We start from the raw sequence: 16,157 nt of genomic DNA, 5'->3' as shown, positions 1-16,157 counted from the left end.
GCCCCAACCAAGGCCAAAACTAGAACTGGTTCATGGTGTTGTCTTTTCCAGAAGCTTTTAACGCCGCATCACCGGAGAAGTACTCTTTGTGATCGTCGCCCATGTCCGAGCCGGCCATGTTCTGGTGCTTGACGCAGGCGATACCCTGACGGATTTCTTTGCGCTGCACCCCGGCTACATAACCCAGCATGCCGGCTTCGCCAAAGTACTCTTTCGCCAGGTTGTCGGTCGAAAGCGCTGCCGTGTGGTAGGTTGGCAAGGTGATCAGGTGGTGGAAAATGCCAGCCTCGCGCGCACCATCGGCCTGGAAGGTCTGGATGCGACGGTCTGCCTCAATCGCCAGCTCACTGCTGTCGTACTCGGCGCTCATCAGTTTGGCGCGATCAAAGGCCGATACATCTTTGCCTTCCTGCTGCCAGGCATCGAACACCTGCTGACGGAAATTCAGCGTCCAGTTAAAGGATGGGCTGTTGTTGTATACCAGCTTGGCATTAGGCACCACTTCACGGATGCGGTTGACCATGGCTGCAATCTGGCCGACATGGGGCTTCTCAGTTTCAATCCACAGCAAATCAGCACCGTGCTGCAAGGAGGTAATGCAATCCAGTACCACCCGATCTTCACCACTGCCAGGACGGAACTGGAACAAACCACTGGCCAGGCGTTTTGGTTTTAACAGCTTGCCATTGGCTTTCACTACCACATCGCCATTGGCAATGTCGTCGGCGCTTTGCACGTAGTCGCCATCCAGGAAGCTGTTGTACAAGTCACCCAGATCGCCCGGCTCTTTGGTCACAGCAATTTGTTTGGTCAGGCCAGCACCCAGCGAATCTGTGCGGGCTACAATAACGCCATCCGGTACGCCCAGCTCTAAGAAGGCGTAGCGCACGGCGCGGATTTTGGCCAGGAAGTCGGCATGCGGAACCGTGACCTTGCCATCCTGGTGACCGCATTGTTTTTCGTCCGACACCTGGTTTTCAATCTGAATGCAGCAGGCACCGGCTTCAATCATTTTCTTCGCCAGCAAATAAGTGGCTTCTTCGTTGCCAAAACCGGCATCGATATCGGCAATAATCGGCACAATATGGGTTTGGTGGTTGTCAATTTGCTGCTGCAGCTCTGCAGCTTTGGCCGCATCACCCGCATCTTTGGCCGCATCCAGCTGGCGGAACAAACCTCCCAGCTCACGGGCATCGGCCTGGCGTAAAAAGGTGTATAACTCTGCGATCAAGGCTGGTACCGAGGTCTTTTCATGCATCGACTGATCCGGCAATGGGCCGAACTCAGAGCGCAGTGCTGCAATCATCCAGCCGGATAAATACAGGTACTTTTTGTCGGTGCTGCCAAAGTGTTTTTTAATGGCAATCAGCTTTTGCTGGCCGATAAAACCATGCCAGCAGCCCAGTGACTGGGTGTACTTGCTGCTGTCGGCATCGTAGTCGGCCATATCACGGCGCATAATGCCGGCGGTATAACGGGCAATATCCAGCCCGGTCTGAAAACGGTTTTGCAGCGCCATACGGGCGGCGTATTCAGGGCTGATTTCCTGCCAGCTGCTGTCTTTGCTGCCGATCAGGGTGGCGAATTGGTCCAGGGTGCTTTGGTAAGTCATGGGATCTTCCTCAGGGCTTTTGGCTGTTGTGATTTAAATCTAGCCCTGTTCTTCTCATAAATAAAATCAATAAATACCATCCCTGACATTCATTGAAGATATGACACAACATCCTAACCAGCTCTCTTGACCCCAGGCCAAAGGATTCACTTAAAGCATTGATATTATTTATAAATAGCTGTCTTAAGCACCATGATCGCTTGTCTGACTACTCAGCTCATCCGCATCAGATGAAGCTGAGCAGTCGTTAAAACGATGATTTAACCGTGAAATGCAGTGATAGCCATAATAACTATGAATGCATAGCATCACTGGTATTGATTAGAAGAATATCAGGAGTAGCTCTCTGGCAGCTTGAGCTTTTCAAATAAAATACCGGCCTGAGTGCGGTTGTTGACATTGAGCTTGCGCAAAATAGCCGACACATGCTGTTTGATGGTAGTTTCCTGCACATTCATTTCATAGGCGATTTGCTTGTTCAGCAAGCCATCGGCGATCATCTTTAGCACCCGAAACTGCTGTGGCGTTAATTGCTCCAACCGGCTGGCAAAATCATCGTCAATCAAACTACTGGCATCAGCAACCTCCTGACTAAGCCCGGCCGGTAGCCAGCTATCGCCCTGTTGCACGGCGTCAATGGCTGCCGACATCAACTCAAGCGGAGCTGACTTCGGCACATAGGCCGCTGCACCAAGTTGCAGTGCTTGCTTAATCACGGCAGGATCCTCCACCGCCGACACCATTAACACCGTCACATCCGGGTACTCGGTCCGCAAGGCGGTTAAACCAGCGAAGCCATCGGCACCGGGCATTTTTAAATCAAGGAAGATCAAGCTGGTATCCGGATGCTGCCGCAATAAGGCCCAGACCCGCTCCATGGTATCGGCCTGCAGCAACAATGCCTGGTCGCCCAGAATGGTTTGGGCGGCCTGCGACAAGGCAACGCGGAACAACGGGTGGTCATCGGCTATGATGGCAATCATGGCAGCTCTTGGCTCAGGCTCAGAAGAAGGTACCGCTATCATAGCCGGAACTGGACCTGACAGTACAGTTCCGGCCACAGTAACCGCCTTAGAAGCGGTAGCCTACCGTCAGGCTGATGGTGCGGGGGTCAATGTAATAGCCGGTAATGGTTTGCTCACCCGCTAACAGCGGGAAGTTGTAACCGGCAATACGAGCCTGTTTATTGCCAAGGTTTTTGCCCTGCAGCGCCACATCCCAATGACCATCGTTGGAGTACCAGTTTACCCCGGCATTCAACAAGGTGTAGCCGCCATAGTCCAGCATGGAGGGCAGCTCAAAAATCTGCGTTGCACTGCGATAGGCAGCACTGGCGGTTAACACAAAATCACCAAGCTCAGTTGGCACTGTATAACGCCCGGCAATGGTCGCAGTGGTTTTGGGGGTATTGGCGAAGGACCAAAGGTTAGACACATCAATCACCGCCTGACTTTCCGGATCGAAGAAATCCACCTGCTTAAAATTCGCATTCAGATAGCCCAGAATAAAGCTCAAGTCCAGCTGTCGGCTAGCAGCAAATAAAGCTTCAATTTCACCGCCTTTGATATCGGCACTGGCTGCATTGAGCACTTGCGACACCACATTATCCGGCACGGCACGTTGCACCGTGACCTGCATGTCATCGTAGCTGGAATAAAAAGCAGCGGCATTCAAACGCAGCCGCTGATTGAGCCACTCACTTTTTATACCAAACTCGAAGGTATCCACCGTTTCGGGCTGGTAAGGATCTGCTGCATTCGGGTTGGCACTCTGCACTGCCCGCATATCAAAGCCACCGGATTTAAAACCATTGGTGTAGCTGGCGTAATACATCAAATCGCGGCTATGCTGGTACTCCACTCCCACTCGGGGCGAAAAGTGACTAAAACTGGCTTTGTCACTAAAGTCAGACTGGACTTGCAAAATAGTCCCACCCGATTCGCGCGGAGACTTGTTGCCAAGATACATAAAACGATAGACATCGGCTTCTTTGTCATCCTTGGTGTAACGCCCTCCTAAAGTCAGTGACCATTGTTCATCCAATTGATAGCTGCCTTGTGCATAGACGGCAATGCTGTCGGTATCCACACAACCACCGTTTTCAATAGTCACTCCCGCACCAGCGACAATCACAGTGCCAAAAGCGCCACAAGCTTCACCGGTGTAATAATAAATACCAGAGGTGAATTGCAACCGGTCGCCGCTGAACAAAAACTGCAGTTCCTGCGATGTTTGCTTGTCTTCATAAAAAGCGGGAATATCCAAAGAAGGCAGTGGCGTTGAATCAAAGTCGATGTTGGTATCGGTTTTGCCTTTACGCTTTGCAGTAATGGACTTTACGGTCCAGTCAGCACTCAGATCCCAGCTTAAGGTGATGGACTGACCGCTGGTTTCTACTTTGTTGTCCACCGGCATACTGGTGTAGGAGTCATAAACACTGTCTGTTAATGGCGTCTCCGGTGAGAGCAAGCTTTGAGTTAAGCGGTAACCGCCTTTGGCATTGGAGTCATCCACAGTTTTATCTGCATTCAGATGCACTCTGAAGGTATCGGAAAGATGCCATAATGCGCTGATACGTCCAGACAGCACATCCTTGTTGTAATTGTCGTCGCCGGTATTAATAAAGGTACCAAAGCCATCCCGGTTAAACGTAGCGAGGGCACCGCTGACAAAAAAGCTATCGGACAAAGCGGTTTGTCCCGACACCCGCAGATCACGCTGATTATAGCTACCAACAGTACCCCGAATACTGAATTCGTTATCACCGGTCAGCTCGCGTGTCACATACTTAACCGCACCACCTATGGTATTACGGCCATACAGCGTGCCTTGCGGCCCCCGCAATACCTCGACCCGCTCGACATCATACACATCCAGTGCCGCACCTTGCGGCCTGGCAAGGTACACATCATCGATGTAAATACCGACACCGGGCTCAAAGCCCCAGAGTGGATCCTGCTGCCCGATACCTCGGATATAAGCGGTCAGAGTGCTGTTGGTACCCCGTGAGATTTGTAAGGTGGTATTCGGGGAATATTGTTGCACAGCCGTGATATTGTCCACGCCACGCTGCTGTAACTCTGTTTCACCCAGGGAGGTAACGGCCACTGGTACCCTTTGCAAATTCTCCACCGTACGACGAGCTGTTACTTCAATACGCTCTAGCCGAAGTTCAGACTCTGTCGAGTTTTCATCGTCCGCGGCAAGGGCGCATGCGGCAATCAGGCCGGTGCTCACAGCCAGTGCCAGAGCATTCAATGTAAATCCCCGGGCTATAGCGGCGTTCTTTTTTGTTTTATTGTTCGTTGCCATCCTGTCTCTCCTGCTGAGTCGTTAACAATACGCTTCTACTGTAGGCGCAAATGCAGAATTTTTAACCTGTACCTTAGTACTATGGCTTGGCTGGTGTTGTTGTATCACACTGAATCAAAATACAACGAGGGAATTTGCATGCTGGGGTTATTCGGCTTGATCCTTGGGTTGTTGCTGCTCATCATTTTGACCATGCGCGGCTTCAACCTCTTTATTACCGCACCACTGTGCGCCTTGCTGGTGGCCTTCACCAATGGTATTCCATTTTGGGATATTGCCGACAAAGTGGATTTTGTGCATGGTTACATGTCTGGTTTTTCCGGCTTTGTTGCTGCCTGGTTTTTAATGTTTTTGCTTGGCTCTTTGTTCGGCAAACTGATGGAACACACCGGAGCCGCCGATGCCGTGGCTCTGGCGATTGTGAAACGAATTGGCCATACCCGGGCTGTACTGGCCGTTGTGATGGCTTGTGCCGTACTGACCTATGGCGGCGTCAGCGTCTTTGTGGTGGCCTTTTCCGCCTACCCAATGGCGGTAAGTTTATTTAAAGGCGCTAATTTGCCCCGACGCTTTATACCGGCGGCGCTCGCGCTTGGCTCGGTCACCTTTACCATGACTTCGGCCGGCTCGCCAGAAATTCAAAACTGGATCCCAATCCCTTACCTTGGAACCACCCCTTATGCCGGCTGGGAAGTCAGCCTGGTAGTGGCGGTCATTATGGCCATCAGCGGCTACATCAGCCTGATGTGGATGATCCGCAAAGCCGTAGCCAAAGGTGAGCATTTCATGCAGCGCGCCAGTGACCCAGTACTCGAAGATCGCAATCTGCCTAATCCTGTGTTTGGTATTATCCCACTGCTGGTGGTGCTGACGTTGTCGTTCTTTTTGCACGAAAGTCTGCAGCAGGCGGCACTGATTGTCGCTTTAGCCGGTGGGGTCAGTAGTTTGTACCTGCTGAATATAAAGTTTTTACGCAACCCGGCAGCAGCAACCAATGAGGGGGTGCTGGGTGCATTACTGGCTATCGGGAATACAGCCGCTGTGGTTGGTTTTGGCAGTGTAGCCCGGCTAACGCCAGCCTTTGCCGGCGTGGTGGATTACATGACCCATTTACCCGGCCCCGAGTTATTAGGAGCTGCAGTAGCGGTTAGTGTTATTGCCGGCCTTACTGGTTCGGCCTCCGGCGGCCAGGCCATAGCGCTGCCGGAAATCGCGCCAACTTATCTGGATCGCGGCGTCGACCCCGAGCAACTGCATCGGGTAGTGGCGATCTCATCCGGTGCGCTCGATTCTTTACCGCACAATGGCTATGTAGTGACCACCATTCGTGCTATTTGTGGTGAAACGCACCAAAATGCCTACTGGCCGGTTGCTGTAGTCAGTGTGGTAGTGCCTTTGGTCGGTGTCTTTATTGCCATTGGCCTGTTTCAGTTATTTTAAGGAGAAACCTTATGCTGGTACGGATCCTGTTCCTCAGTACTTTGTTGTTCAGTGGCCTGGCGCAGGCCATGTTGGTGGAAAAGCAGCGCTTTGAAATTGCGAAGTTTACTACCGAAAACGGTCAGGTTATTGCACCGGTACAGGTGGGTTGGGAGGCTTACGGCACTCTGAATGAAGCCAAAGATAATGTGATTTTAATCACGCACTTTTTCTCTGGCAGTTCGCATGCTGCCGGCAAGTACAGCCCGGATGATGCCCTGCCCGGCTATTGGGATGCCATTATAGGGCCGGGCAAAGCCATTGATACCGACCAATTTTATGTCATCAGTGTCGATACTCTGGTCAATGCCAATGTATTTGATCCCAATGTCATTACCACCGGTCCCGCTACCATCAACCCGGCTACCGGCAAGCCCTGGGGACTGGATTTTCCGGTGGTGACCATCGGTGATTTTGTCGAAGTGCAAAAAGCCCTGCTCGACAGCCTGGGGATTGAGCGCCTGTATGCGGTGATTGGCGCGTCGATGGGATCTTTCCAAGCCATTGAGTGGGCCAGCCGCTATCCGGAGCGGGTGGAGCGTCTGGTGCCAGTCATCGGCACTGCTTTTATCGATGCCTGGGCAGCGGTAAGGCTGGAGCGCTGGGCTTACCCAATCAAAGCCGATCCGGCCTGGAACAACGGCGATTATTATGCCAAAGGCCAACCAACCGAGGGGCTGATCACAGCACTCTCCTACATTATTCAGGATGCTGTTTATCCAACCGGTTTCAATCTGCGCTATCCGGCACCGCACACCGATGCAGCTCCCCACCAGGACATTCGTGCCAGTTTCTCTGCCTGGCAACAACTGCGGGAGCACGCTGCAGTCCGGGCGGCCTATCAGGATGCCAATCATATTTTGTATCTGGTGCGGGCTTCCCAGCTGTTTCGGGCTGGTATGGGCGACAACTGGCAGAATGCACTAAAAAAGGTACAGGCTCGTACGTTATTACTGCCGGCTACCGGCGATCAACTGTTGCTACCACAAATGAGCCGCACCACACAGCAAGCTCTTGAGGCAGCAGGCAAAGAAGTGGAATACCATGAGATCCCTGGTATCTGGGGCCATCTGGATGGTGTGGTCGGTATCGCTGCTGTAGCTGAAGTGCTTAACGACTTCCTGTTGAACTAGTAGTTGCTGACTGCTTTTCCGACACTGGCGCCCTAATGGGCGCTTTTTTGTGCTGCAAACCCTTAAGCTCGCAACCCGGATCGATTTTTCGTCGCTTATTACGATAAAAACCGTTACATTTTGCTGATGGCTAACACTCGATGAAGGAAGTAAGTATTATGGCCTTTGATTACGGCAGCGAGTCACTTGGTATTCGCAACCCCTTTAAAATGGAAGGGTTTATCCGTGCTTGTCGTGGCTTGATTGTCACACTGATGGGGGTCTACCCACTACTGCAAGTAGCTGAAGTGATTCAACAAGATAAAGCCCTGGCGTGGGTTTATGCTATTATTGGCTTTGTATTGCTTTCAGGGGGACTGCGCTCCCTTGGTGGTGGTAGCTTTCAGATGCTGCGCTTTTTTGTTGGCCGAAGCGTACCAACATCTTTAGCCCCAAACCTCAGCAAGTCAGAGCGGGAAACATCTAAACTCGAACAGCCAGCCTACCGCAGCATTGATTTGGAAGAAATGCTGATGGGCCGCAAAAACAAGACGTTTCTCGAGCCCGATGGCTTTATTTCCAGACTGGTACATACACTGGTGCCAAAGTTAATTTTCCTCCCCTACCCATTGCGTAATATTGCTCAACGTTATGCTGGTGCAGTTATTGCGACAGCAGTAGCTTTAATGGCTTTTGCGCTCACCTGGTTTGTCAGTGTGACCGGACTGATCGGCAATATTGGTGATATTTTACTGCCTTTCTTTGCTTTTTTCCTGATGCTGTATCTTATCCTCAGCTGGCGTAAAGCCAGCACCGTCTATCGCTCGGCCGAGCGTACTATCGAGGCGCAAGGGAATATCGCACTCGCTAAAATTATCGCCTTCGCTATTCTGGCCCCTGTAATACTTGGCCTTGGCCTGAACTGGTTATTGCAGCAAACAGAGATACAAGCACTTTACAGCGAGTTGCAGCATGCTAGCCTGGAGCCCTTTGCCGTATTACCACCTCTGCTTTTACTGTTGGCGTTGATGAGCATCAGCGGCGTGCTGATTATGCTGTTGCTAAAAGAGCGCACGCAGCAAGTAAAAGCCATCACCCGCGTTTCGGAGTTTCGTGATAACTGGCAGGAAAACATCCATCCACGCGAACTCTTTGTCAATATAGACAGTATTGTGATGGCTAACCGGCGCTACAAAGAGATCCCGAACAGGATTTACCGGGAACTGGAGCCTAAACTCAATGAGCAATCGTCCAGTAAAGGTGATTTCACTGGCGAAGTAATGATTGAAACGCAACCAGAATATGCTCCGTTGCCTCAAACCTCTCTGTTCAAAACACTTCGTCTTATGGCTACCCTCTTTGGTCAGATACTCCTGCTGGCAGGCCCGATCATTCTGTTTTTTATGCTGTATGAAGCAAAAACAGTGCTGAACCTTTGGCAGGACTATCAGGCCATCACTTCGGCAACAGACAGTCAGCATTTGCAGGCATTGATCGCCTTATTTAATGAAAGTCAGTTCCTGCTTAGTTTGCTTTTTTTGTGGTTAATCGCATCCAGCTTTGGTCGTTTATTGGAAAACTACTCCCATACTTTCTGGGCAGAGCTTAACTTCCAATCTTTATTGATTTACCTCAAATGCGAAGGTACTTATACCGAAAGCAAGCTGACCACAGGAAAAGGAATTTACGATTCTACGGCCTCCGAGAATTATGTGATGCGCTCTTCACTCACACCCTGGATCATCAGCTCACGTATTACTACCAGCACCTTTGCAGACAGTGGCGCAAAAAATGTTGAGCACCCAAGGCACATTATGGAGATGGAGGATAATCAAGCTGAAATGCAGGCCATTCTGGATGATATCCAAAGCTTCCTGTCGGATAGAGAAACCATTGCCCGGATAAAAAACAGTACAGACCTGAGCAGTGCAGAGCAGATTTACAAAATTAATCAGCAGTCCCGTGCCATACCAGTGCAAAATGATCAGGCTAGCTTAGCAAGCCCACAGCAAGATGCTGCCGCAAGCTCCTCAATCACCAATAAGAACTCTGGTTAACCATGCCACAAGCAGCGACAGCGCTTTGCAACCTGATGCAAGCGCTGCCGCCTCTGCCAGACTGCAGCATAACATCACCCAAGTTACTATGACGGCTCCCGAACACTGAGCTTTGATTGCGCTTTCACAGCTGTTGTCTTATCTTAAACTTCTGCCTCTGCATTTTTTTACAGGACCAGCCCCACATTGAACCAAGCACCAGCGGCATCGCCGGCCAGGGCGCCAAAACCAGCTGCACACGGAATGCAACCATTGCGGATCCGGCGCCTGTTACAAATATCCGCTATCACGTTATGCGGTTTGCTGCTGGCCGCTATTGTTTCAACTGGCTGGACGCAGGCTGTGCTGCTGGTTGGTAGTGCCTGCCTGGGGGTATCCTTTTTATCGGCCTGGTGGCAGCGACCTTTGCTGGCGGCTTACCTGTTGCTCTGGCCAATGGCACTGATGCTGACAGCCCTGGCGCTGGTCTCTGGTGGTATTCGTGATCTGGCCGTGGTGGGCTACCCTGGTGTACTGGTGTTTGCTGCAATTCTTGGCAGTCGTAATCTGTTTTTGTTTTTACTGAGCTTTATTATCCTTGCTGCGGCAGCAATGGGCTATGGCAGCATGCAGGGCTGGCTAATCCCCTATATCCCGGATGACAGCTGGCGCCATGTGCTCTATGTGAGCCTGATACTAAGCATTACCGGCTTTAGTGTGCTGCTGATGGCGCAGGATCTGCATCGCTCATTGCGCGCGCTGCAGGCAGAAAACAAACGGGTGCGCGCGACCCAGCAACAGCTGCAGCGCCTGGCAATGCACGATAAACTAACCGATTTGCCCAACCGCAGTTTGTGTGAAGATTTATTTCGCACCATGCAACAACAGTGTCTGCAACAGCATCAACGACTGGCCATGCTGTTTTTGGATCTGGATAACTTCAAGCCCGTCAATGATGCGCTAGGCCACGCCGCCGGTGATTTGCTATTGCAACAACTGACCAAACGATTGCAGTCCGAGCTCAGCAAGCACGATGTGCTGTGTCGCTTTGGCGGTGATGAGTTTATGGTCCTGTGTCCGGCGGACGCCAATGACAGTACCTTGGCTGATCTGGCCGCACGACTGCTGCAGCAAACCACCCAACCCTTTACCCTGATGCAAACCAAGGTAGAAGTATCCGGCTCTATTGGCATTGTGATCGTCCCTACGGACGGTATTGAGTTTCATGTGCTGTGCCGCAAAGTAGATCTGGCCATGCACAATGCCAAAGCAGAAGGGCGCAATACCTGGCGCTTTTACAACGAGGCGATGGATCAGGCCAATACCGACAAATTCAATTTGCTGCAACGCATCCGCGATGCCCTGAAAAACAATGAATTTAAGCTTTATTACCAGCCTAAAATTTGCCTGAAGCAAGAAGCTGTACTCGGCGCTGAAGCCTTACTACGCTGGCCGCAACCTGATGGCAGCTTTATCAACCCAGCCGACGTCATCGAGTTGGCAGAGCGAAGCGGCCTGATACTGGAGCTTGGGAGCTGGGTGCTGCAGCAAGCCTGCAGCGACTGTCAGTATTGGCAGCAGCAAGGGTTTCCAGCGGTAAAAGTTGCTGTGAACCTGTCACCTATTCAGTTTCGCGATGGCAGGCTGGAGCAAACGGTTTTGACTGCACTGCGCCACAGTGGTTTAGCACCTGAAGCCCTGGAGCTGGAGCTGACCGAGTCCCTACTAATTGATAACAGCGACTTTGTGCAGCAACAGCTCGCCCGTCTAGGCGCCTTAGGCATCACCTTTGCCATCGATGACTTTGGCACCGGCTACTCCAACCTCAGCTACCTGCGTCAGTTCAATGCTTCCAGCCTGAAGGTGGATAAGTCCTTTATCAGCTCACTGTCAGTGTCTTTGCGGGATGAGCCATTGGTACGGGCTATTATTCAACTGGCCAAAAGTCTGGAGCTTACTACGGTGGCCGAAGGCGTTGAAGACACCGCAACCTTTACGATGCTACAACAACTCGGTTGTGATGCGGCTCAGGGCTATTTATGGTCTCCAGCCGTACCAGCAGAGCAATTTATCCAATACCTGCAATGCAAGCGCTAAAATCAGTTGTCGCTATCTGGCAGATCTTTTAAGGTAGGGCAGAATCAAAATTAAGGGGCTTGTTATGCGTCTCATTGTTGTTGCTATCGGCCTGTTGCTGTCAGGCTGCGCCACTTTAAGCAAAGACGAGTGTCTGCTGGCCGACTGGCAGACATTGGGTTACGCCGATGGGGTGCAGGGCCGCTCGCCAGCCAGGATAGATACTTACCGCCAGGATTGTGCCAAACATCAGGTGACACCGGATCTGGCCTTGTACCAGCGCGGCCATCGACAGGGATTGCAACTGTTTTGCCGCACCAGCAATGGCTATGAATATGGCCGTAAAGGCCAAAGCTATCAGGGGGTGTGTCAGGGTGATGCCGAAGCCGATTTTTTACTGGGGTTTGATGCCGGCCGCCGGATTTATTTGCTGGAACAGCAAGTGCAGCAAACCGAACGCGCTATGGCACAAAATGACCGTGACCATCAGCAGTTGGGCAACAGCATTCGGGCCAAAGAAGCCTTAATGTTTGGCGATGAGCAAACCCCGGATGGCCGGCAGCAGTTGTACCGGGAAATCAGTGAACAGCGCCAGCAACAAGCCGAGCTGCTGCGGGCCCGTACCCAACTGGAGTATCAGTTGGCCGGACTGGCGCATCAAATCCAGCAGTTGGAACAGACGTTTAGTTTCTATTAAGCCGGCTCTTGGCTGGCAACTGCCAGCCTTGGGTACACCACCATGTGATCCAGATCGAGCCGGATCCCAATCATTTCACCAACCGCATGATTGTGATGACTCAAAGCCAGGCAGTACACCTGATCGCCGCTTTTCAATTCCAGACTATACAAAATATGCGAACCACGAAAGGATTTTTCCAGCACTTTAGCCGTAACGCCACTGTCATCATCGTGCACGATATCGTCAGGCCGAATCAACACATCCACCTGATCGCCCTGCTGTAAGCCCGGCTGATAACTCTGGCGAAAAACCCCAAACGAGGTTTTCACCTGCTGCGCATCGAGCATCTGCCCAGCCAGCAGCACTCCCCGACCAATAAAGTCAGCCACAAAGCGGTTTACCGGCTTGTGGTACAGCTCATAGGGCGTGGCCCATTGCTGCATCCGGCCATGTTCCATCACCCCAATCAAATCCGCCATGGTAAAGGCTTCGAATTGATCATGAGTCACCATAATGGCGGTCATCTGCTCATGCTTTAAAATCTGCCGGATATCCCGTGCCAGCGATTCTCGTAGCTCGGCATCCAGGCTGGAGAAGGGCTCATCCAGCAACAAGACCTCCGGTTTAGGAGCAATGGCACGAGCCAGCGCAATACGCTGCTGCTGCCCTCCTGAGAGCTGATGAATATAACGCCTGGCTAAATCGGGTAAGCCAACCAGTTGCAACAATTCGCGAATACGCTGCTGGCTGGCATTGCGGCTTAAATGCCTTAAACCAAAACCAATGTTTTGTGCCACCGTTAAGTGTGGAAATAAGGCAAAATCCTGGAACACCATCCCCAGCCGGCGCTGCTCTGGCGGGCATAGCAAGCCAGACGCACTGACCACGCCCTGTGACAAACTGATTTGCCCCTGTGCTACCGGCTCAAAACCAGCAATGGCACGTAATAGGGTGGTTTTACCACACCCAGATGGCCCTACCAGGCAGCCAATTTGCCCTTTCGACAGCGACAAACTGATGTCTTTCACCACAGTGTGGGGTCCGTAAGCAACCGCAAGTTGTTCCAATACCAGCATGTTCGATCCGTTTTATTGCACCCGTTCCATCGAACGGGCCAAAATTATCACAGGCAATAACCCCACCAGCACAATGGCCAGTGCCGATAAAGATGCATCGGCCAGCCGTTCATCGGAGGCCAGCTCAAAAGTCCGTACTGCCAGGGTATTAAAATTAAATGGTCGCAGAATCAAAGTTGCGGGCAACTCTTTTAACACATCAACAAACACCAGAAGCAAGGCTGTCAGTACACTACCACGCAACAGGGGGACATGCACCCGCCACAACACCTGCCGTGGTGAGCAACCAAGGGAGCGTGCAGCCTGATCCATATTGGGCCGGATCCGCTGCAAACCAGCTTCCACGCTATGTAACGAGACGGCCAAAAAGCGTACACTGTACGCCAGTAAGAGTGCAAACAAAGTACCGGAGAACAATAAGCCAGTCCGGATCCCAAACCACTGCTCAGCCAGCAGATCAATGTGGCGATCAAGAAAAGCCAGAGGCAACATCACGCCAATCGCAATCACAGTGCCGGGGATGGCATAGCCCAAAGCCGCCAACCGGACCGGAACAAGCACCAGCCAGTCGCGACGAAGCCGCCTGGCATAGGCAAAAATCACCGCCAGCAGTACTGCCAACAATGCCGCCAATGCCGCCAGCGAAAAACTGTTCCATACCAACTGCAAAAAACGTTCATCCATTGTCTGTTGCCAGGTAGCAAGAGCCCAGAGCGTTAATTGGGTAGCAGGCACGACAAACCCAAACAGCAACGGCAGCAAACACAGCAACAACACCACCCAGCCCCGGCCACCGGTTAATAACTTGCGAGGTGTCCGGCTATCCTTTTGCCCCTGATGATAATAACGAATTTTCCGCCTGGACCATTGCTCCAGCACCAGTAAAAACAACACAAAGCTGGTGAGCATCGCCGCCAACTGAGCCGCCGCCAGGCTGTTATTTAAGCCAAACCAGGTCCGGAAGATCCCGGTGGTAAAGGTATCCACCCCAAAATATTGCACCGTGCCATAATCAGCAAAGGCTTCCATCATTGCCAGCGCTGTACCGGTTAAAATGGCAGGCCGGGCTAATGGCAATGCCACTTGCCAGAAGTGCTGACGGGTGGTCAAACCCAGGGTGCGGCTGGCTTCCTGCAACGAGGCTGCCTGTTCACGAAAACCGTTGCGCGCCAGCATATAAACATAAGGGTAAAGGACCAGTGACAACATCAATATGGCGCCACCTAATGACCGGATCTCAGGAAACCAGTAATCACCATAACGCCAGCCAAATAAATCGCGCAAATGGGTTTGCACCGGGCCAGCAAAATCCAACAGGCCAGTGTAGGTGTACGCAATGATGTATGCAGGAATAGCCAGTGGTAGCAGCAGCATCCACTCCAGCAGGCGACGCCCCGGGAATTCATACTGTGATACCAGCCAGGCGCTGCCAGTCCCCAGAAACAGAGCGCCAACACCAACGCCAAAAGCCAGCAACAGCGAGTTACTGATATAAAGCCACAGTACCGTCTGGCGCAGATGCGACCAGACATCCCACTGCGGCTGCAGCAAGCTCAGCAGAATAACCAGCACAGGGATCGCCAGCACAATGGCTGGTAGTAATACCAACCAACGCCAGGGATCAAAGCGCAACGACACCTTAGCTAACACAGCCAGACTACTCGAGGCTTAGCAGTAGGCACCATTAACGCCAGCGAGCCCGATCCATCAAACGTAAGGCTTCTGCATTCAACTCACCCAATCGCTCCAGCTGCAGCGTATCGGCTTTGAAGTCACCGTAGGATTGCAGCGTCTCGCTGTAGGCTACCCCCGGACGAACCGGGTACTCATGATTAGCCTCGGCGTACCACTGCTGTGAACTTTCGCTTAACATAAACTCCAGCAGTTGCAGCGCTTGAGATGGGTTCGGCGCATGCACCGCTACACCGGCACCAGAAATATTGATGTGAGCACCTTTGTCATCCTGCTCTGGCCAGAACACTGCAATAGCAGCTGCAGCTTGCTGATCACGCGGGTCATTCATCATGCCAGCCAGATAATAGGTGTTGGCTATGGCAATATCACATACACCGGCCGCCAAAGCCCGTAACTGATCACGATCACCACCACGCGGTGGACGCGCAAAATTTTGTACCAGCCCACGAACCCATTGTTCGGTAGCGGCAGTGCCATCATGGGCTAACCGAGCCGCTACCATGGATTGGTTGTAAATATGGCTGGAACTGCGCACACAGATGCGGCCACGCCACCGCTCGGCGGTTAGATCTGATAGTTCAGCTTTATCCTCAGCACTCAGCCGATCTTTGGCATACATCACAGGACGGGCCCGCACAGTCAGACCAAACCAGTAGCCGGCTTCATCACGCAAATGAGCAGGAATTGCCTGTTGCAGTAATTCAGATGACTGCGGTTGCAGCAGTTGCTGTTGTTTGGCACGGTACAAACGCCCAACATCGGTGGTGATCAGTAAATCAGCTGGGCTATTGCGCCCTTCGCTGGCAATCCGGGTGATAAGCTCATCGGCATTACCCGTAATCAAATTCACCCGAATACCGGTACTGGCGCTGAACTGGTCCAGCACTGGTTTAATAAGCTCTTCCTGACGTGCCGAATACACATTAACCTCGGCACCAAACACAGCAGCACTTTGGCTGCCTAACGCAATGAAGGCACTGCAACACAACAACATGGATGCAAAACGCATGGCGGACTCCTGACAGGGTACAATCGCACAAAGAAACTGGCGCCAAGTATAAACCCAATGAGAATTATTCT

11 protein-coding genes are annotated in these 16,157 nt (G+C 52.0%); 5 read left to right on the top strand and 6 right to left on the bottom strand.

Annotated features, from left to right (window positions below; genetic code table 11):
* Nucleotides 1-19 precede the first annotated feature (19 nt).
* The 3 genes from QWF21_RS06710 to QWF21_RS06700 all read right to left on the bottom strand — a co-directional run bounded on the left by QWF21_RS06710 (nucleotide 20) and on the right by QWF21_RS06700 (nucleotide 4,924).
* Nucleotides 20-1,612 (bottom strand): isocitrate lyase, encoded by a 1,593-nt coding sequence (locus QWF21_RS06710; RefSeq protein ID WP_330087276.1) that lies wholly within the window; start codon nucleotides 1,610-1,612, stop codon nucleotides 20-22.
* Between the two features lie 332 nt (nucleotides 1,613-1,944).
* The gene (locus tag QWF21_RS06705; RefSeq protein ID WP_330087275.1) at nucleotides 1,945-2,595 is read right to left on the bottom strand and encodes a response regulator transcription factor; all 651 of its coding nucleotides are present in this window, start codon (nucleotides 2,593-2,595) and stop codon (nucleotides 1,945-1,947) included.
* An 88-nt stretch (nucleotides 2,596-2,683) separates the two neighbouring features.
* The gene (locus QWF21_RS06700; protein ID WP_330087274.1) at nucleotides 2,684-4,924 is read right to left on the bottom strand and encodes a TonB-dependent receptor; all 2,241 of its coding nucleotides are present in this window, start codon (nucleotides 4,922-4,924) and stop codon (nucleotides 2,684-2,686) included.
* Between the two features lie 138 nt (nucleotides 4,925-5,062).
* On the opposite strand from QWF21_RS06700, the gene QWF21_RS06695 reads away from it, so the two are divergent.
* The 5 genes from QWF21_RS06695 to QWF21_RS06675 all read left to right on the top strand — a co-directional run bounded on the left by QWF21_RS06695 (nucleotide 5,063) and on the right by QWF21_RS06675 (nucleotide 12,324).
* Complete coding sequence (locus QWF21_RS06695) at nucleotides 5,063-6,364, top strand: GntP family permease (protein ID WP_330087273.1); 1,302 nt, start codon at nucleotides 5,063-5,065, stop codon at nucleotides 6,362-6,364.
* A gap of 11 nt (nucleotides 6,365-6,375) precedes the next feature.
* Entirely contained in the window at nucleotides 6,376-7,536 is a 1,161-nt protein-coding gene (locus QWF21_RS06690; RefSeq protein WP_330087272.1) for an E22 family MetX-like putative esterase, read from the top strand.
* A gap of 140 nt (nucleotides 7,537-7,676) precedes the next feature.
* Nucleotides 7,677-9,572, top strand: coding sequence for a hypothetical protein (locus QWF21_RS06685; RefSeq protein WP_330087271.1), 1,896 nt, complete (start codon nucleotides 7,677-7,679; stop codon nucleotides 9,570-9,572).
* A 243-nt stretch (nucleotides 9,573-9,815) separates the two neighbouring features.
* Nucleotides 9,816-11,648 (top strand): putative bifunctional diguanylate cyclase/phosphodiesterase, encoded by a 1,833-nt coding sequence (locus QWF21_RS06680; protein ID WP_330087270.1) that lies wholly within the window; start codon nucleotides 9,816-9,818, stop codon nucleotides 11,646-11,648.
* Between the two features lie 64 nt (nucleotides 11,649-11,712).
* Entirely contained in the window at nucleotides 11,713-12,324 is a 612-nt protein-coding gene (locus QWF21_RS06675; protein ID WP_330087269.1) for a DUF2799 domain-containing protein, read from the top strand.
* Here the strand turns inward: QWF21_RS06675 and QWF21_RS06670 are convergent.
* Genes QWF21_RS06670 through QWF21_RS06660 form a run of 3 tightly spaced genes read right to left on the bottom strand, consistent with a single transcriptional unit; the run spans nucleotide 12,321 to nucleotide 16,086 of the window.
* Nucleotides 12,321-13,382 (bottom strand): ABC transporter ATP-binding protein, encoded by a 1,062-nt coding sequence (locus tag QWF21_RS06670; RefSeq protein WP_330087268.1) that lies wholly within the window; start codon nucleotides 13,380-13,382, stop codon nucleotides 12,321-12,323. The genes QWF21_RS06675 and QWF21_RS06670 overlap by 4 nt on opposite strands.
* Nucleotides 13,383-13,394: 12 nt before the next feature.
* Entirely contained in the window at nucleotides 13,395-15,032 is a 1,638-nt protein-coding gene (locus QWF21_RS06665; protein ID WP_330087267.1) for an ABC transporter permease, read from the bottom strand.
* 34 nt (nucleotides 15,033-15,066) lie between these two features.
* The gene (locus tag QWF21_RS06660; RefSeq protein WP_330087266.1) at nucleotides 15,067-16,086 is read right to left on the bottom strand and encodes an extracellular solute-binding protein; all 1,020 of its coding nucleotides are present in this window, start codon (nucleotides 16,084-16,086) and stop codon (nucleotides 15,067-15,069) included.
* Nucleotides 16,087-16,157 lie beyond the last annotated feature (71 nt).

Source organism: Alkalimonas mucilaginosa (assembly GCF_036327005.1).
Classification (GTDB): Bacteria; Pseudomonadota; Gammaproteobacteria; order Enterobacterales; family Alteromonadaceae; genus Alkalimonas; species Alkalimonas mucilaginosa.
Note: the sequence above shows the minus strand (reverse complement) of the source record. Positions and strands in the feature narration are given on the sequence as shown.